Source organism: Paenibacillus sp. JNUCC 34, assembly GCF_058269055.1.
The window spans coordinates 4,309,930-4,328,234 of sequence record NZ_CM177770.1; the positions used below are offsets into that span (position 1 = coordinate 4,309,930).

An 18,305-nucleotide genomic window follows, 5' to 3' on the forward strand; every position below is an offset into this window, starting at 1 on the left:
TTGTATGCGCTTCCAATTTGTCAACAATAATTTTCTTCATCTTTCCATATTTATATCTTTTTATGTTGTCTGGGTGAATATTTCGCCCGTTCCAATAACTTACATGTATTATTGGCAAGTACAGTAAGGTTAGAAAGAACTGACGGAAAGGCACACCCATTATAATTACCGTTTAAAACGCCTAAAGTATCTGCTCAGTTAAGACGCAGTTGCTTTAGGCGTTCTTTGTAGGATCATATTAAAATCGCAATCTACCTTTTTGCCTTATAAAACTCATGATACAACTTCATCAATGCCCGCTTCTCAATCCGTGATACATAGCTACGCGAAATCCCAAGCTCCTTCGCTATCTCCCGCTGCGTCCGTTCCTCACCGCCTGCTTCAAGGCCAAAACGCCCGATGACCACTTCCTTCTCCCGGTCGTCCAAAATGTCCAGATTGCGGTAAATCTTGCTCTTTTCAATCTTCAACTGCACCGCATCCACAATATCATCAGCCTCTGAGCCAAGGATATCTATCAATGTGATTTCATTGCCCTCTTTATCCGTTCCAATCGGATCATGAAGAGATACGTCCTTGCGGGTCTTCTTCAGGGAACGAAGATGCATCAGTATCTCATTTTCTATACAACGCGCGGCAAATGTCGCAAGCTTCGTCCCTTTGTTTGGTCGAAAGCTCTCTATTGCCTTAATCAGACCGATCGTTCCGATCGAAATCAGATCTTCCAGATCCTCGCCCGTATTATCGAATTTTTTGACAATGTGGGCCACCAGCCTGAGGTTATGCTCAATGAGCTTGTTGCGGGAATTGGGGTCACCTTCCCCCATAAGGAGCAGATGCCTCGCTTCCTCTTCCTCGGTCAAGGGCTGGGGAAACGCATTATTTTTCACATACGAGACGAGTAGGCTCAATTCTTTAATGAACAAAGCAATTGCGGTAAACAGTCCAGGCACTGGGGACACCTCCTGCAGAATACAATGCAACCGGCCCTTTATCGCGCTCGGTTATAGTCTGTTCATTGTATGTGGGCAGAGGCCCAGAAGTGCATGTACGGGAAATCTACCTCATCTTATTGTTTAAGAAAGCATCATTTTACCAAAAAAGGTCACCTTCCCCCCGTACATTTCCAGCAGATGAACTTTTACAATAAGTATAGTTATTCCATAATCAGGCTAACGTGTAGCCTTAGGATGGAAGGGGGATAGCATTTTTATCCTATCAAGCAAAAAAGGAGCGTTTGCGCCGATGGTAAAAGAACTGCATGCGGACATCGTTATTCTCGGAGGCGGCACCGGTGGTACGGCTGCCGCACTTGCAGCTGCCAAATCAGGAAAAAACGTAATTATGACAGAAGAGACCCGCTGGATTGGTGGCCAGCTCACAAGCCAAGCTGTACCGCCAGATGAGCATCCATGGATTGAATCGTTTGGCTGCACGCGCAGCTATCGTCAGTTTCGTGAGGGAGTAAGGCAGTATTATCGCAATCACTTTCCCTTAACTGCAGCGGCCAGAGCAGATATCCACCTGAATCCCGGAGGCGGGATTGTAAGCCGGTTGTGTCATGAGCCCCGTACGGCTCTAGCCGTGTTACAAGAAATGCTCGCCCCTTATATACACAGCGGAAGATTAAAAATTATGTATGAGTATGTGTTAGAGCAGGCCGAAGTTACTGGAGATCAGGTCAGCAGCGTAACCGTCAAGAGCCTCAACACGGATGTACGTGTGATATTACATGCACCTATGTACTTGGATGCAACAGAATGCGGTGATCTTCTTCCAGCTGCAGGCGTGGAATATGTCACTGGAGCGGAATCCAAGGCACAGACCGGTGAACCACATGCGGTAGATGGGGAAGCAATGCCAATGGATATGCAGGGCTTTACCTACTGTTACGCGGTTGATTATATGGAGAATGAGGATCATACCATTGACAAGCCGGAACAGTATTCATTTTGGCGTGATTACAAACCTGAGTTCTGGCCCGATCACCTGCTGAGTCTTAGTGGTGTAAAACCTGCAACGATGGAACCGGTAAGATATGAGATTTTCCCGGACACGGAAAAGTTTTCTTTGTTCATGTACCGGCAAATCCTCAATCAGAAGCTTTTTCAGGAAGGAGCATTCCAGAGCCCGATTTCGCTCATCAATTGGCCCCAGAACGACTACTGGCTAGGCTCTGTGATCGATGTTAGTGAGGAGGAGCGCCGTCGCCACTTATATGGCGCTAAGCAGCTTAGCCTTTCTCTGCTCTATTGGCTGCAGACCGAAGCGCCTCGTCCAGACGGAAAACAGGGTTATCCCGGTCTGCGGCTAAGGCCTGATGTCGTTGGCACCGAGGACGGCCTAGCGATGTATCCTTACATACGTGAATCAAGGAGAATTCAAGCGGAGTTTACCGTACTGGAGCAGCATGTAGCTATGGACAGCCGTCCAGGTGGAAAAGCGGAGACGTTCCACGATTCCGTTGGCATCGGATGTTACCGCATTGACCTGCATCCGAGCACAGCTGGCCAGCCCTATATTGATATATCTTCCCTGCCCTTTCAGATCCCGCTCGGCAGCTTGATTCCGAAACGGGTGACCAACGTACTCACCGCTTGCAAAAACATCGGTGTTACCCACATTACGAATGGATGCTACCGACTGCATCCAGTGGAGTGGAACATCGGGGAGGCTGCCGGTTACTGTGCGAGCTATTGCTTGGATCGAAATCTGCTTCCTACTGCCGTTCGTAACAATGAAACCGAGCTTTCCCAATTCCAGAAGAGACTGACTCAAGAAGGTATCGAGCTTCAGTGGCCGACCATACATTCCGTTTAATTTAAAAATCCGTGGTCTGTATCCTATATCTATAGCAGAGGTGAATAAACAATGAGTGAAGTCATACGCATCGGTGTCATCGGAGCAGGGAGCATCTCTGAAATGCACCTGAAATCTTATCAGCAGAATCCGCAAGCCATTCTGTACGCGGTATGTGATTTGAAAGTGGAGCGAGCACAGGCCAAGGCTGAGAAATACGATATTCCTTTTGTCTATTCCGACTACAAAGAGCTCCTTGCAAATCCGGATATTGATGCTGTAAGCATCTGCACTTGGAACAACTCACACGCAGAAATTAGTATAGCTGCCCTTCAGGCCGGTAAAAACGTGCTTGTGGAGAAGCCTCTCTGCAAATCTGTAGATGAAGCGTTAGCCGTTGAACAAGCGGTAGAGCAATCCGGAAAAACGCTTCAGGTTGGATTCGTACGCCGGTATGCCTCCAACACACGAATCGTCAAACAGTTCATGGACAGCGGTGATATTGGCCCGATTTATTATGCAAAAGCTTCTTGCATCCGCAGGCTGGGCAACCCCGGCGGTTGGTTCTCGGACATTGAACGCTCCGGCGGCGGGCCTCTGATCGATGTCGGGGTTCACGTTATCGATTTATGCTGGTACCTTATGGGCAAACCAAAAGTAAAATCGATCAGCGGAAATACTTACAACAAGCTTGGAAACCGATCGAACATTCAAAATCTGAACTTTTATAAAGCAGCAGACTATAATGCCGAGCACAACACCGTAGAGGATATGGCCAACGCATTAATCCGGTTTGATAGTGGTGCCTCTCTCCTGGTTGACGTCAGCTTCACTCTCCATGCCAAGGAAGACGAGTTAACCGTAAAGCTGTACGGTGAGAACGGCGGCGTGGAGCTCGAGCCCCGTCTGACAATCATCACCGAGAAGCATAATACGATCCTGAATACGACGCCCCAGATTAACAATCTAAGCTTTGACTTTATACAAGGATTTCAGGATGAAATCGATTATTTCATCGAGGTTTGTCAAGGTAAACAATCCACGATCAGTCCTGTTGGCGACGGTGTGGAGATGATGAAAATTTTGTGCGGCGTCTATGAATCTAGCAAGCAGGGCAAAGAGATCGTCTTTGATTAATTCACTAAAACTATAATAGGGGTGTCCCACAAGGTAATATGCTCCCCATACGGTAGACAGGTGAAATAGTAAAACCTGTTACTGTAAGGGGAGCATATCAAAGATCCTTTGACCTCGGACTCCCCTTTTTGTCTGTTGTAAGGCGCTTCGCGTAAGAATCGTTCCTACAATTGCTCTTGCCTCCGTTTTTTTGCTGGACTGGCATGGACACAACAAACGGATAATCCTTTTTGAATTATTCCTGGCCTTTGCTCAAAACATAGAGCTTGCCCATTGTAGCAGTCCAATTGATTAAAGACACAACATCAGTACTTGAATGAATTGAACCTCCTTATGTGTAGAATGTGACTACTTATAATCCTCCATACACGGTGGGATGTAGCTACTCATATCATCCAACAGGATTCAGTCAGTGTTGTATAAAGTGCAACCATACACCGAGATATAGCGGAGAAGGACGGATTGTTGCATGCAATACAACAATCCGAATAGGGAATCATTTATTTACCTCTTTCCAGGAGGGATTGTTGTAGAATCTACAACAATATCAGTAGGTTCAGGCATTCTGCTCATCCAGTGTTGTAATACATACAACATCACTAATCACATCATGTTTGATCATGGTAGTTGCTTCATGCATGACCAAGCCAAGCCATACGTAAATCCATCCCTTTCATGTGACTGTAGAACTATTGACCATTCACCACAAAACCAAGCAGGCCGCCCAAGGAAGAATCCTAGAGTGGCCTGCTTGATTTATGAGAGATGTCCCTGTTATTTTTCTAAAAACTTACTTTTGAGACAGCCCCTTATACCTTTTTTCATATTCCTCTTCTATTTAGCGAATCGCTTCCAAGCTTTTACCCGTCAATGAAACCTGCCAATTGAAGCATTCTTTTCAACACCACAGCAGCTTCCGCCCGGGTCGAGTGCGCCTGGGGAACAAAATGGCTGGCAGAACGTCCTTCCATAAGCCCTGCTTTGACAACTGCAGCAACTGCTGATTCAGACCATGCTCCAATCGCGTCCACATCCTTGAATCTTTGCAAAGTCTCTTTCGTTCCAGTAGTGTCGAGCTCTTTACCTGCCATTTTGAGCGCCCGCCACAGTAATGCACTCATCTGCTCGCGCGTAATCTGCTCATTCGGTCGGAATTCTCCATACGCGTAACCTTCGATAAGTCCCAGACCACCAGCTGTTTCTATGGCATCCGCGAACCAGTCATCCTTCTGCACATCATTGAAGGAGACGCCCGAATCGGACTGTTTCTTCAGACCGAGCGACCGCACGAGGAGCGATGTGAATTCTGCTCGGGTAACAGGTTTATTTGGTGCGAACCGGACCGAATCTACGCCTTCAATCAATCCTCTAGAAGCAAGCATCATAATATCTTTCTGTGCCCAATGGCCGCTTAAATCATTAAAGCTCTTCTCCCGTGTTCCTATGGACAATATACCACCATCCGACAGAATAAGTTCGGCATAGGACTGTCCTTCCTTCGTTTTGATGCGTGACGGAACAAAAGCGATTCGGTCGGATGCCAGATCGTATTTAAACGCCGAGATTCGGGACAGATCGCTTCCACCTGACAAATTCATTGCAAATTTAGCGTGTCCCCCACTAAAGCCAGGGAATTTCAACTCCGCTTCTCCTTGCTTAAACACCAACTCCAAATGTACCGTTTGCCCGAGCTTAGACGTTCCTTCCAGAGCCAAACGGGCATTCAATCGTTTTTCCTGCTGATCTTCTAACTTTCCGATCCTTACCGTCAGCATTGTAGCATTTTTTCCTGCCGACACTGCTTTCTGTAAGGTGCTCAGAGGTATTTGGAGATGTCCATATGGCGTATCTATTACAATCTCCCCTGTTGATAGTGTCTTAACCGCTGTTATTAATCCGCTAACTGGCAGGTTGATCTCGACAATATCCCCTGTATCCTTCAGGGTGTATTGTAGTTTACGCGATGTCGCTTCCCCCTTTGCCAACTGTTCGATTTCCTCAAGCATTTGCTCCAGATTGACGTCAGCGCGTGTCACTGTACGGCCGTCTTTACCTGTCTCCTGTTTAACCTTCAACCGCTCAGGCACTGCAGGAGGTGTTGGAACCGAAGGCGTGGTTGAACTTACAGGACTGTCGGGACTGTCGGGACTGCCGGGACTGCCAGGGTTACCGGGATTACCGGGATTTTCTGGTTCTGTTCCCCCACCATTCGAAGTTCTTACGATATCAATCGATTTACTGTTCGTCTTCAATTGATCCACATACACGTCAAAGGTTATTCTATTAGAACCCGTTGAAAGCGGAATCGAAGCCGTAAAATCTCCGTTCGGTTTCACCGTCGCCGGCTGTCCGTTAAACTGTACTGAGACATTACCCGGTCCGAGTACTTTTACAAGGCCTTCCACCGTCACCGAGCTGTTCGCCGTCTGCTTTCCTTCATCGTCCAGAAGTCCGCTTAACACCGCTGAACGTACTTGGTCTCCCTTATTGTATGCATTAGCAACAAGCTGCCGATTGGTCCGGGTCCCCGAAGGATCTACTGTAGAAATAACGAACCCTCCTGGTGGAATAACACTGTTGTTCTCTTCCGGCGCACCCCAGTTCCAATGTATAGCCTGATCTCTGTTAACCACATGGGTTACTTCGCCGGATGCGTTAACGACCACCTCAACGCCGAAGCGATTGGTTCCCGTCGAATAACCGAATTCCTCTGTCATGACATTGATATTGCCTTCTACCCGATTCACATTATAGAAGCTACCCTCCATAAATCCTGTCGGATTTCCAGGCAGGCTGGTGCCAAGCTGATAATCCTTGACCCACTCCCGATCCTGAAGTGCTGCTGACACAATCGGCCAGTTGACCTGAGAAGCATCAAACAGCATCAGCCCGTTGGTGGTGCTGAGACCTGCCTGGAACACATCACGCTGCATAGCAGGTGTCTGCACATTCGTTAAGGCAATACCCGCATACAGCGGAATTTCCCCATTGGTTACGATATTGCCGAGTGTAATGTACTTTTTGACCTCTTGGCTGGTCGTCTGATAAGCACCAATCATGAGAAAATCCAAATATTCAATGTATCCTGTTTCGTAATATTCAGGCGTATACACAGACTCATCCAACAGACCAAGCCTAGGGTCAAAACGGAAATTTTTACTGCCCCAGTTCACGCCATTCAAAAAGTATGTTTCATACCATGACCCGACATAAGAGGAAACCTTTATTTCTCTGCCGGACTCAGCTTCATAGGAATCGACCATCGCTTTTACCTCTCCAAAAAAGCTTTGAATCGTTCCCGACCGGAATTCCCACCAATCCTGAATCAGCGGTCCATTCACACGGACATTATTCTCGTAATAAAAAATATCATTCGGCCAATCGACAAGCTGCTTGCCTCTTGCGGACAAAAACTGTTCGAATTTGAACCGAGTTTCATTACTGAAATCGGCCCCTTCGTTATCATAACGTCCCCGGTCATGAACGACACCGTCAACGTCATAGTTTTTAATAATTTCCTTGAATGTCTTCAGTTCATACTCCCTGACCTCATCATTTGCTGGGTTAACAAAGGCTACCAAACCTTGCTTGGCACTCTCCCGAAGTCGTTTGATCTCCCCGTTATTCTCAGCAAAGTGAACCCGTTCTTCCCAATCCAGATGATTGTCGAGCACAGCAAACTCCTGATGCGCAATCGAACCCTCGGCAAAAACATTGATCGCCGCATGAATTTTCAAGCCGAGTGCGTGTCCGTGCGTAATAAACTCTTGCAAAAGATCCAGATCGGGACTCGCTCCGGCTTTTTGCGGTGCTGTAATTTCGCTTACGTAAGGACGCCCCGTCAGATCATTCTTTTTATACGAGGCGTATCCCTCTACTCCCTTCACATCGAATACAACCGCTGTTGTTCCTCCCTCTTTGGCTTGCTTAAGAAACTCACGTACATCCTCACTGGTTTGGAATTTCTTCGCATTTGCCGCCTGGTCAACCCACAGGATCACTTCCTTGTCAGAGGTGAATCCGGGTCTGTTAAATACAACAATACTGCGCTTATCCTGCTCGGTACCATTTTTAAGCACCTTCACATCAATGTAATTCGTGCCTGCTTTCAGTGAATAAGGATAAGTAAAAGTCCCGTCTTCACCAAAAGGAACTTCTGTATCATTGACCATAAGACTAATCGCTGACGGATCGTCCATATTTTCAATTCTACCGGTTACCGAAGTTTGGTTTTCTATGACCGTGTACATCGGCGCGTTATCCAAAACCAGCTTCGCGATCCAGCCGTTTCCACTCATCAAATCTTTAACATTTACTACTTCTCCGTTCTTCCGGAGTTTGATTATATCACCGGCTTTAAATTTTTCAGCCAGGAACCGTTTAATATCATTGCCTGCATAACTGTTATCCTGTGCCATTAGCACATATCCGCCCTCAGGTATCGCAAGCTCAGTCGGCCCGGCCCATACTGGGGGGTTACCGTTCACGGACGGATTGATGACCTGCAGCACTCGGTTGTTTACATCGACCTGTACCGCCACATTGAACTGAGGAACTACAATGGATGCACCGAAGTCGCCCGTAAACAATGCGATAATGTTCTCAATGCCAGTTATGTCTTTATCGATGTAACTCAGTCTCTTTCGAGGTCCCTGTACACCTATGGTGATGTCCGCAGGCGCGGCCTCCACCTCGATATAATCCTCGGTTTGCTCCGAAGTATCGTAAACAGCATTCAGCGAAACGGTAGCAAGTTCCCCTTGGTTATCTAACAGCCGAACTGTAATCGGGTTAGGCCCGGGATTTAGATACACGTTCATCCGAAAGCTTCCGCCGGCTGCAATCGGTGTTATCTTATCGTTAATCGTAATCTTCATGTCATTCTCCTCCGTGTAATTCTTCACATAACCGCTGACTTCAACCAAAGGAATCGTAACAATGATTTCTGCAGGGGTATTCACAACCAACTCAGGCTTCACTCCCGGCTCAGGACCTGGATTTGGCTCTGGGTTTGGTTCTGGCTCCGGCTCAGGAGACGGCTTCAAAAAATCCCGGGCTGTAACTTCCGTATCACCACGCATCAACTTGATTTTATCTCCAACCCCATAGTGAAGAAAAAGCGGTTTCTGATGAACGGAGGCATCCCATGAACTGCCGCCAGCTATGACAATGTAACCTCCTTCCGGAATCATGACATCTACATCAGAGTCCCAGTTAGCCGGTGGATCACTATCCGGGCCGTATTTCTTCTGTACGATTCCAGAGGCATCCACTACAATGGCCACATCATGTGTCTTAATGAACACTTGTTCATCATAAACATCATCCGTAACTCTGGCTCCGCTTGTGAATACTGCCAAATAATCACTTTTCTGTGCCAGTATGTTCTCATCCGCATTAATATCTGTCAGCATTAGCTGTTGTTGTCCATCTTGAGAAACCAATGATACACTTTCGGGTTGAGGTGTTCCGCTAGTCTGTGCGGACACGCCAGAACCCCATGGGGTCACCAGAGAAAGGATTAGAGTTAGACTCAACAGTGATGCCAGCCGTCTCCGGAAATTTTTATTCATTACGATACCACCTTTCACACAATTATTGATTTTGAAAAAAAAGCAGCTGCACACGCAACTGCTTTTCGGGTCATGTCATCATTATTTGGCGGACTGGTACCACTCATTCGCCGCCTTGACCATATCGGCTCCTCCCTCAGCTCTCCACTGTTCAAGGAATTTATCATAACCTTCCAGCGGCTCCGAGCCTGTTATATATTTCAACACGTTGTCATCCAGAAGCGTTCTGAGCTTCAAGGTGTATTTAGAAATGGCTTCAATTGGTGGTGCACTTGACATCGGATCGAGCGTAATGAGGCCTTCCGCATTTTTCTGGAACGATTCAAAGTAAGATTGCAATACAGGATCTTTACGAACTCGGGCCTGCCAATAAATCGGATATTTCTCTTCGTCAACGCCGGTAAGGAATGAGCTGCCGTTGCCCAGATCGTCGTTGAATTTAGGCAGGATCGGATAGTACTTGCCATCCTTCAATTCATGATGGACTCCTTCTTTACCGATAGCGAGTTCCCTAAACGTTTCCGGCTCCATCTTTGCATTCAGAAACTTCATCGCTTCTTCCTTGTTTTTGGACGCTTTCGGAATTGCGATAAACCAGCTCGTTTTAGCATCAACACCAGCCACAGCCTTGCCGTCCTTTCCTTTCAGGTAAGGGATAATCGACACTTTGGCTTCCGGGAAATTTTTCTCAAGCGCTGAAATTGTAGTCCCGGCATTCCACCAGGCTAGCTTATAAGCAGCCGCCTTACCGCTCGTAAATTTCTCGATTGCTTTTTGAGCGGTATTTATAGGCATTTCCGTGTCAATCAATCCTTCAGTGTAGAGCTTATTCATGAAAGCTATGAACTCTTTCATCTCCGGAAGCTCAGCTTTATGGACCAGATTACCATCAACGTCCTTCCAGTCCGTCAGTAAACCGAAGGTTGTTGCAATATCTCCATAAAGTGAATCCTTGCTGCCCGTCAGCGGAATAACATTTTTCTTTTCCTTGATCGTTTTCAGCACGGTATAGAGCTCATCCGCGGTAGTCGGCATCTGAAGTCCAAGCTCATCCATCCAATCCTGGCGAATAACAAGCTCTTCTCCTACGCTAACACCCGAACCCACTTCCGGTATCGCATATTTCTTGCCGTCAATCGTTGCACTTCCCCAAGATTCAGGCTTGATCGCTTGGTTAATATGATTGCCGTGAGCTTCGAGCAGTTCATCGATCGGCTCAAGAGCGCCAGCTGTTGCGAGATTATAAAATTGAGCGGAGTTCAGCTTCATCACGTCAAAGCTTTCTTTATTCGCTACTAACAGATTCAGCTTCTCATCAGGGTTTTCTGCAGGAAGCATTTCATATTTCACATCGTACCCGGTTTTTTCTGTAATTAACTTACTTGTAAACTCTTTACTCGGATCAAACATGCCATACTGCATGATCATCCGTATTTCCGGCTTCTTGGCGTCATCCTTTTGACCTTCAGGAGAAGCTGTCTTCGGTGTATCTGTTCCTGTTTCCGGCTTTGCAGACCCTCCGCCTCCGCCGCCGCATCCAGAAATAGCTAGACTGAAACCTAGAAGCACGGCAAGCACAGCTGATTTTTTAATCATCGTATAACCTCCTTTTGAAATGGATACCTTTGGAAACGAAACCATTACGTAGCCGGGGCATCACCGCCTTTAATAAGTTGACGTTTAACCTTTAACCGAGCCTACAAGCACACCTTTAACAAAGTATTTTTGCAAAAAAGGATATACGAGCAGAATCGGGATGGTAGCCAGCATAATCGATGATGCCTGAATCGACTGCGGTGTTGTGTTAATGGCCGCATCCACATTGTTCTTTAGAAAATCCCCGCTAGAGGAAACGATCAGTTCCTTCAGATACAACTGCAGCGGCTTCAGTTCCGGACTAGTAATATAGATCATGGCGGCAAAGAAATCATTCCAGAAGGCAACTGCAAAAAACAGAGCAATCGTTGCAAGAACCGGCAAGGACAACGGCAGCATAATATGGATTAAAATCCGGATATTGCCAGCTCCATCCAGCTTCGCGGATTCCTCAAGCGAGTCCGGCAAGGCCTCAAAGTAATTTTTTACAATAAGCATGTTATACACACTGATCATTGAGGGCAAAAACAACACCGCGAGTGTATTGAGCAGGTTCAGATTGTGCATCAGCAGGTACGTTGGAATCAGCCCGCCGCTGAACAGCATCGTGAACACAAACATCAGAAGCAGCCACTTTCTTCCCCGCAGCCTGACCTTGGATAACGGATAAGCGGTAAGCGTTGTCATAGTCAGACTCAAAAGCGTTCCGATCACCGTGAGGAGCACTGAAGTTCTTAATGACGTTAGAAACATAGAATCCTGTAGCACATATTTATAGGTTTCAAATTGGATGCCTATCGGCAGCAGACTAACACTTCCGGAGACGACCGCTTCCTCGCTGCTTAAGGATTTGGCGATCAAATTCACAAAAGGAATGAGCGTAGTAATTCCCATCAAGACAAAGAAGAAATAATTGAAAACGGCGAAGCATTTTTCACCAAATGAATATTTGATTCCTCCATTAGGTCTATTACCGCTTCCCTTGGGCAAGGCGTGACCTTGATTCATGTTCGCTCCCTCCTCTCATTACCAAATTCCACGCTGCAGGTACTTTTTACTTAAATTATTGCCAACGATCACGAGTGTGAGTGAAATAACTGCCTCGAACAGGCCGACGGCCGTCGTAAAGCTGTAATCCTGATTGCCAAGACCTTGCCTGTACACATACGTACCGATAACATCAGAAACTTTATAAACAACCGGATTGTACATGGTCAGAATCTGTTCGGTTCCCGCTTCAAGGATGTTTCCTAAGCGCAAAATGAACATCAAAATAATGATTGGGGCAATACCAGGGAGCGTAATATGCCATAACTGCTTCCATTTCCCGGCTCCGTCTATTTTGGCGGCTTCATACAACACCGGATCGATCATACTAAAGGCCGCAAGATAAACGATGGTGCTCCAGCCGGTTTCCTTCCACCCCGCAGAAGTGATCAGAACACTCCGGAACACACTGTTATCAAGGAAGAAGGCAATGGGTTCGAGATTAAGCGAAACAAGCAACTTATTGACCAACCCACCATTCGTAGATAACAGATCGATAAACAAACCGCTGACGATAACCCATGACAAAAAGTGTGGAAGATAAACAACGGTCTGCACAGAGCGCTTAAAAATCATGTTTTTGATCTCGTTCAGCATAAGCGCAATAATAATCGGCAGAGGAAATAGAATTACAATTTTCAGTAGACTAATAATAATGGTATTTTTAAGGACAAGTGCAAAATCCGGATGGGTAAACAGCTTCTCAAAATGCTTTAACCCCACCCAAGGACTGTCGGCAAACCCTGAGAAAATATTAAAATCTTTGAAAGCGATAACAATTCCGTACATAGGTGTGTACTTAAACAGCAAAATGAACAGGATCCCGGGCACAAGCAGCAAATACAAGTCCCACTCTCTCCATATATCCGACCACAGCCGCGACATATATCCGCGCTTTGGATGGGGAATGGACAGCTTATCTGTTCCAGGCTTCATATACTTCCCCCTCTTATCGTTGAAATGAGTACCTTTGTTACTATAAATTTTAATTTTACAGAGGAAGTTCGGGTAGGCGACACTCATTACTGTTTCTGGTAATTTGATGTTCACTTCAAGGGGACATGCAAGTAGAAACGAATTTGTCGTCCTTTTCAAAGAGCGACAGCGTTTCTGCGAGAAATATAAGAAAGAGGCATCCAAGATGGCTAATTACAGTCCACCTCGAATGCCCCAGACTTCTTCTTTAATCTGATCTAAATTACAATTTGAATTCGCCGGGATTCACCCCCCAATACTTACGAAACACTTTCGTAAAATAACTTACATCACGGTAGCCGACCAAACGTGCCGCATCATAAACCTTGTGACCTTTCTGCAAAACCCGCTTTGCCCGTTCCATCTTTTGCTCCAGCACATATGCTGAGAAGGCCGTACCCATCTCCTGTTTGAACAAACGGCTCAGGTAAGAGGAATTAACGTACATCCGGTCAGCTACCGTATGAAGCGTGATGTCCTGATCAATCTCCTGATCGATCAGAGAGAGGATTTCCTTTACAACCTGATGGCTCGTTGTCTTGCGCTGCTGTCTCACGTAAGCTGAAATCTTCTGAACCGTCCTCACGAGCCAGGACCATGTTTGCATTTTGGTGTTTAGCAGCTTAATGTTTTGAAAATATACAATATCCTCTTCCACCACATGCCTGATCCTCCATCCCTGCCTAAGGATGATCCGGGTAAACAAACTGTTCATGTATAACACTGCTTCATGGAACTCCTCAGATGACTCGGTCTGCGAAAAGCCCTCCTCCCACAATTGAGATAATGCCCTCATCGCATGGTCCTCGTCCGCCGTTTCGAGCGCAACTTCAAGCTGCTTCTCCAGTGAAGGCAGTCCTGACATATCCTGTCTGTGTGTACTCTGTTCTTCCCGGTAAGGAATAGCGATGTCATGGCCGTACACGACCCGCTCCTGTAATGCCCTGCAGGCTTGCGAATACATCTGTCCCATGTCTTCGAGTCCGCCTGTGCCGGAACAAATTCCCGCACTTGCGGTCAATTTTAATATTTCCTTCGTCTGGGACAGCAGCTTAACGACTGTGCTATTGATATGCAGCATAACATCCTTCGGATTACGGAGCGGATCAGCCTCAAAAACAAGCATCAGATCATAATCCGGGTCTGTGCATACCCGGCAGAAAGAATGGGGCAATATTTCCTTAGCCAAACAATACATTGTAAATTGCAGCAGCTCAGTATCTCCCGATCCGAACCTTGTATTATCGACCGGAATCGGATCAAGATCGATAACCGCCACCGCGAGCTGATCATCCTCTTTTATATCCATATACAGCTCTTTGCTCTTGGCTAGCACTTCCCTGATCGTATATCTGCCGCGAACCCAGTTGATCATAAAATTGTTTTGCAAGTTCGGAAGATTATCTTTCCACTTCTGTTCCAGTTCCGAAGTCATTTGCCACTGCTCCAGATCAAACCGCAGCTGGTCTCTCGCCTCTAGGACGGCCATCAGTATTTCCGACTCTCCTGCAGGTTTAAGCAAATATTTCGATACTCCGTGCTCCATCGCTCGTTGTGCAAATTCAAAATTATCATGACCGCTCAATATGATCATCTTGATGAGGGCTCTTCCGACCTGACGTTCTTTGAGCTTACTGATCAGCGTCAATCCATCCATTTCCGGCATTTGAACATCAACAAGCATCATATCCGGCATCTTGTGTTCCGCCATTTGAAGCGCCTCCACACCATTGGATGCCAAACCCACAATCTCGATATCATGTTCTTCCCAAGGAATATTGTTGGCAAGCGAATTTCTTAGCCGGGGTTCGTCTTCCACAATCATCAAATTCATTCTGTTGTCCCCTCTCGTTCCATTTCGCAGCGATCAAGTGGAATGGAGATCGTAACGGTTGTCCCCATCCCTGGTGAACTTTCAAGTGTCATGTCCGACTCCTTACCGTAATACAGTCTCATTCTCGTGAACACGTTGCGCAAACCAAACAGATCCTTTATGTATTCTTCATCTTGCGAAAGAGACGGAAAATTGCGTGAGCCCATACGGCTTAGCTCATTGCGGATATATTCCAGCCTTTCCTCCCCGATTCCATGACCATTATCTTGAACACTGATATTGACATATTTCTGCTGATCAATCCTGCTGGAAACGATAAGAGTACCGCCTGATGATTTGCCTTCCATACCGTGAATGATCGCATTCTCCACCAATGGCTGAAGCAGCAGCTTCAAAATGGGAATATCCTTGCTCTCCTCTTCAATCCGGTACTCCACCGTGAAATTGTCCAAAAACCGGAGCTGCTGAATCCGGATATAATAATGAAGATGCACAATACTCTCTTCGATCGAAAATACCTGTCTGCCCTTATTCAAGCTTAAGCGGAAAAACTTCGACAGGTTCATAACCATTTCGCTAATCTCTTCAGCTTCATAATTTTTTGCCGTCCAGTAGATTGAATCCAGTGTATTGTATAGAAAATGCGGATTAATCTGAGATTGTAAAAATTTCAGTTCCGTTGTCTTCAAACGGAGCTGTTGCTCGTAATGGTCCTCGATCAAATGCTTCTGATCCGACACCATCCGATTAAAAGAATGAATAAGAAAGCCAAATTCATCCTTTCTTTTGTCTTCAATGTGAACGTTCATTTCTCCATGGCTAAGCCTCTTCATCCCGCGGGACAATTTCAGTACGGGAGCCGCGATCCCACTGTATATAACCCATGAAATAATGATGGCAAGCAAAATGCTGATGCCAATAATCGTAAAGGTATACAGACGGAGTTGGTCAGTCTCATGGTAAAGCTCTTTCTTCGGCTGAACCAGAGCAAGCCGCCACTGGGAATATTCGGAGTCTTTTGAAACCAGCATCTCATTCTCAGACAGCCCTTCTTGTTCTCCGGCACTGCCTGTTTCAATAATGACATCCCCCTTCTCATTCAGTAAGGATATCCGGCTGTTCTCCGTAGGGAGAAGTGTTTTGAGAACATTCAGCAGCTTACTTCTGTTAAAATTCACGATCAGCAAATTCGACTGGCGTTCCGGATTATACAAGTCCATGGAGCGGATTAAAGAAATCGTATCCGTACTCGTCATTTTTCCGAATGTTAAATCATCTGTAACGGGATAATCTGCCATGATATAGGAAATCCCGGTTCCATTTCTTCTAGCCGATTCTACTAACCATTCCTGCTGAGGCTCAGAGGTCAGCTTCCGGCCGCCAAAACTGGTCGAGATGAACATGTTTGATGCTTGATGATATATAGAAATATGAGACACAAAACGGTTGACAGAAACGGAATTGGCTAACTGCCTAAGGATATTCGAGAAGTCAACGATGGATTTTGAAGAAAAGGATGTGTCATTTTTATTGAGCAGTTCATTCATACCAGGGTCAGCTGCAATTAACGTAGAAATCTCCTCCACATTTTGCAATGCCAGATCGAAGTGGTTCAGGGCTGAAGCCAACGCCATTTCAGTTCTTTCCACTGCCTGTTCATACAAAATGTCACGTGACCTCTCAACCGCAAACAAGCTGATAATGACGAGAGGCAGCAAAATCAGTAGGAAGTACCCGGTCAGCCTTGTTTGGATATTTTGTGAAAATCGCTCCCGAATCCAGCGGAACAGATTATTCATTCAGACCATCCTCCAACCTCATACGGTCTTTATTTCTGTACCACTCGTTAACTTCTTTCGTAATTTCCTCTCCTCCCTCTTGTTTCCATCGCTCTACGTAAGTGTCAAAAGATTCAATCGGCTCAATCCCCATGATGATCCTCGTGAAAATGTCTTGCAGCTCACCTAGCTTTTTGTCATACTTGTTCATAGCCGGAGTCGGTATCCCATAAAACTCATTTTTAATGACGTTTTTCTTAATCATCTCCAAGTTGGTGTATAATTGAAAATCTCCAAGCGAGTCCAATCGTTCCCTAAACAACACAGGATCCGGTACATCCACCAGCGATTGATAAATTCCCCGGTATAAATGCTCATCGTGCTTCTCAAAGTCCGTGACCATCCTGCCATTCTCCAAACGCCATATTTCGTTCTCAAAGCCCAACTTCAAAGTTTTATAGTTACTTACAATGAAATCTAGCATTTTGATAACCGATTCAGCGTTCTGTGATCCGGCAGGAATGACATTATATCCCCGAATGATGTCTTTGTCATAGACTCCCTTCAGGCCGTTCGGTCCTGTCGGATATTCCAAGGCGATCCACTGTGCGTTCGGATCTTTCTTCATATTATCAGCAATCGGACCTCGAGTATCATACCAAGCTGCAGAGAACAGACCAACCGTTCCATTTTCAATTTTCTCATACAAATTGTTTTGCAGGTTTAATGGGAATTCTCGATCCAGAAGCCCCTCCTTATAAAGCTTCGCCAGATAGGCGAGCGCCTCTTTCGTTTCTGGAAGAATGTTTCCATTCACTAGCTTCCCATCCCGTTCAAACCAGGAATTGATCTGTGTTCCGAATGCACCGAAGAACGGAGCCGACCGTCCCAGATTAGCAGTAAAAATAAGACCCATAGTATCATCAATACCATTACCGTCCGGGTCATCCTGAGTAAACGCCCTAATGACCTCATAGTACTCATCCAGCGTAACAGGAGGCTTAAGGCCGAGCCGGTCAAGCCAATCCTTTCTCGCATAGACCAGCTCCACACCACTTACTTCATTCAGACTTGGAACCGCATAAATTTTTCCGCCGTACCGTACCCGGTCCCATATCTCTGCGGGAATTTTCTCCTTTAGGTTGGGTCCATACTGATCAATCAGGTCATCTAGCGGCATAAACGCACCCTGCTTCGCATAATTGCCAAACCAGACCGGCTGATAGGCATGCATCATATCCGGTAAATTGCCCGAGGACATGATCACGTCAAGTTTTTCATTATATACTTCCGGAGGTGGTGTAGTGACCTTAATTTCAAGCCCGGTTTCTTCCTTAATATAATTCAGATAGCGGTTGTCATTCTCGTCCATCCCGGAAGGAAATGTCATACCCAGGTTCGATATAACGATATTTACGGTCTGAGAATTGTGTATTGTGGGGGATCGCTTATCCGAAGGGCTTCCAATAAGACTACACCCAGAAATAAAGAAAGCGGTTACAATTATGACGGATAATAAACTCGATTTTCTCTTCATACGCTTCAATCACTCCCTCCACTAATAAA

10 protein-coding genes are annotated in these 18,305 nt (G+C 46.0%); 2 read left to right on the plus strand and 8 right to left on the minus strand.

Annotated features, from left to right (window positions below; all coding sequences use genetic code 11):
- Window positions 1-251: 251 nt before the first annotated feature.
- Window positions 252-953, minus strand: coding sequence for an RNA polymerase sporulation sigma factor SigK (gene sigK / locus AC2TF5_RS20240; protein WP_491298942.1), 702 nt, complete (start codon window positions 951-953; stop codon window positions 252-254).
- Between the two features lie 292 nt (window positions 954-1,245).
- Between sigK and AC2TF5_RS20245 the strand changes: the two genes are divergently transcribed.
- A complete protein-coding gene (locus tag AC2TF5_RS20245) occupies window positions 1,246-2,820 on the plus strand; it encodes an FAD-dependent oxidoreductase (protein ID WP_491298943.1) in 1,575 nt (524 codons plus the stop codon).
- A gap of 51 nt (window positions 2,821-2,871) precedes the next feature.
- Window positions 2,872-3,936 (plus strand): Gfo/Idh/MocA family protein, encoded by a 1,065-nt coding sequence (locus AC2TF5_RS20250; RefSeq protein WP_491298944.1) that lies wholly within the window; start codon window positions 2,872-2,874, stop codon window positions 3,934-3,936.
- Between the two features lie 860 nt (window positions 3,937-4,796).
- Here the strand turns inward: AC2TF5_RS20250 and AC2TF5_RS20255 are convergent.
- The 7 genes from AC2TF5_RS20255 to AC2TF5_RS20285 all read right to left on the minus strand — a co-directional run bounded on the left by AC2TF5_RS20255 (window position 4,797) and on the right by AC2TF5_RS20285 (window position 18,276).
- Window positions 4,797-9,509 carry an S-layer homology domain-containing protein gene (locus AC2TF5_RS20255; RefSeq protein WP_491298945.1) on the minus strand — a complete coding sequence of 1,571 codons (4,713 nt, stop codon included), beginning with the start codon at window positions 9,507-9,509 and terminating at the stop codon, window positions 4,797-4,799.
- A gap of 81 nt (window positions 9,510-9,590) precedes the next feature.
- Window positions 9,591-11,105 carry an extracellular solute-binding protein gene (locus AC2TF5_RS20260; protein ID WP_491298946.1) on the minus strand — a complete coding sequence of 505 codons (1,515 nt, stop codon included), beginning with the start codon at window positions 11,103-11,105 and terminating at the stop codon, window positions 9,591-9,593.
- A gap of 84 nt (window positions 11,106-11,189) precedes the next feature.
- Window positions 11,190-12,113 carry a carbohydrate ABC transporter permease gene (locus tag AC2TF5_RS20265; protein WP_491298947.1) on the minus strand — a complete coding sequence of 308 codons (924 nt, stop codon included), beginning with the start codon at window positions 12,111-12,113 and terminating at the stop codon, window positions 11,190-11,192.
- Between the two features lie 18 nt (window positions 12,114-12,131).
- Entirely contained in the window at window positions 12,132-13,088 is a 957-nt protein-coding gene (locus AC2TF5_RS20270; RefSeq protein ID WP_491298948.1) for an ABC transporter permease, read from the minus strand.
- A 262-nt stretch (window positions 13,089-13,350) separates the two neighbouring features.
- A complete protein-coding gene (locus AC2TF5_RS20275) occupies window positions 13,351-14,961 on the minus strand; it encodes a response regulator (protein ID WP_491298949.1) in 1,611 nt (536 codons plus the stop codon).
- A complete protein-coding gene (locus tag AC2TF5_RS20280; RefSeq protein ID WP_491298950.1) occupies window positions 14,958-16,760 on the minus strand; it encodes a sensor histidine kinase in 1,803 nt (600 codons plus the stop codon). Before AC2TF5_RS20280 ends, AC2TF5_RS20275 begins: the two co-directional genes overlap by 4 nt.
- A complete protein-coding gene (locus AC2TF5_RS20285; RefSeq protein ID WP_491298951.1) occupies window positions 16,753-18,276 on the minus strand; it encodes an extracellular solute-binding protein in 1,524 nt (507 codons plus the stop codon). The genes AC2TF5_RS20280 and AC2TF5_RS20285 overlap by 8 nt, the downstream gene beginning before the upstream one ends.
- Window positions 18,277-18,305 lie beyond the last annotated feature (29 nt).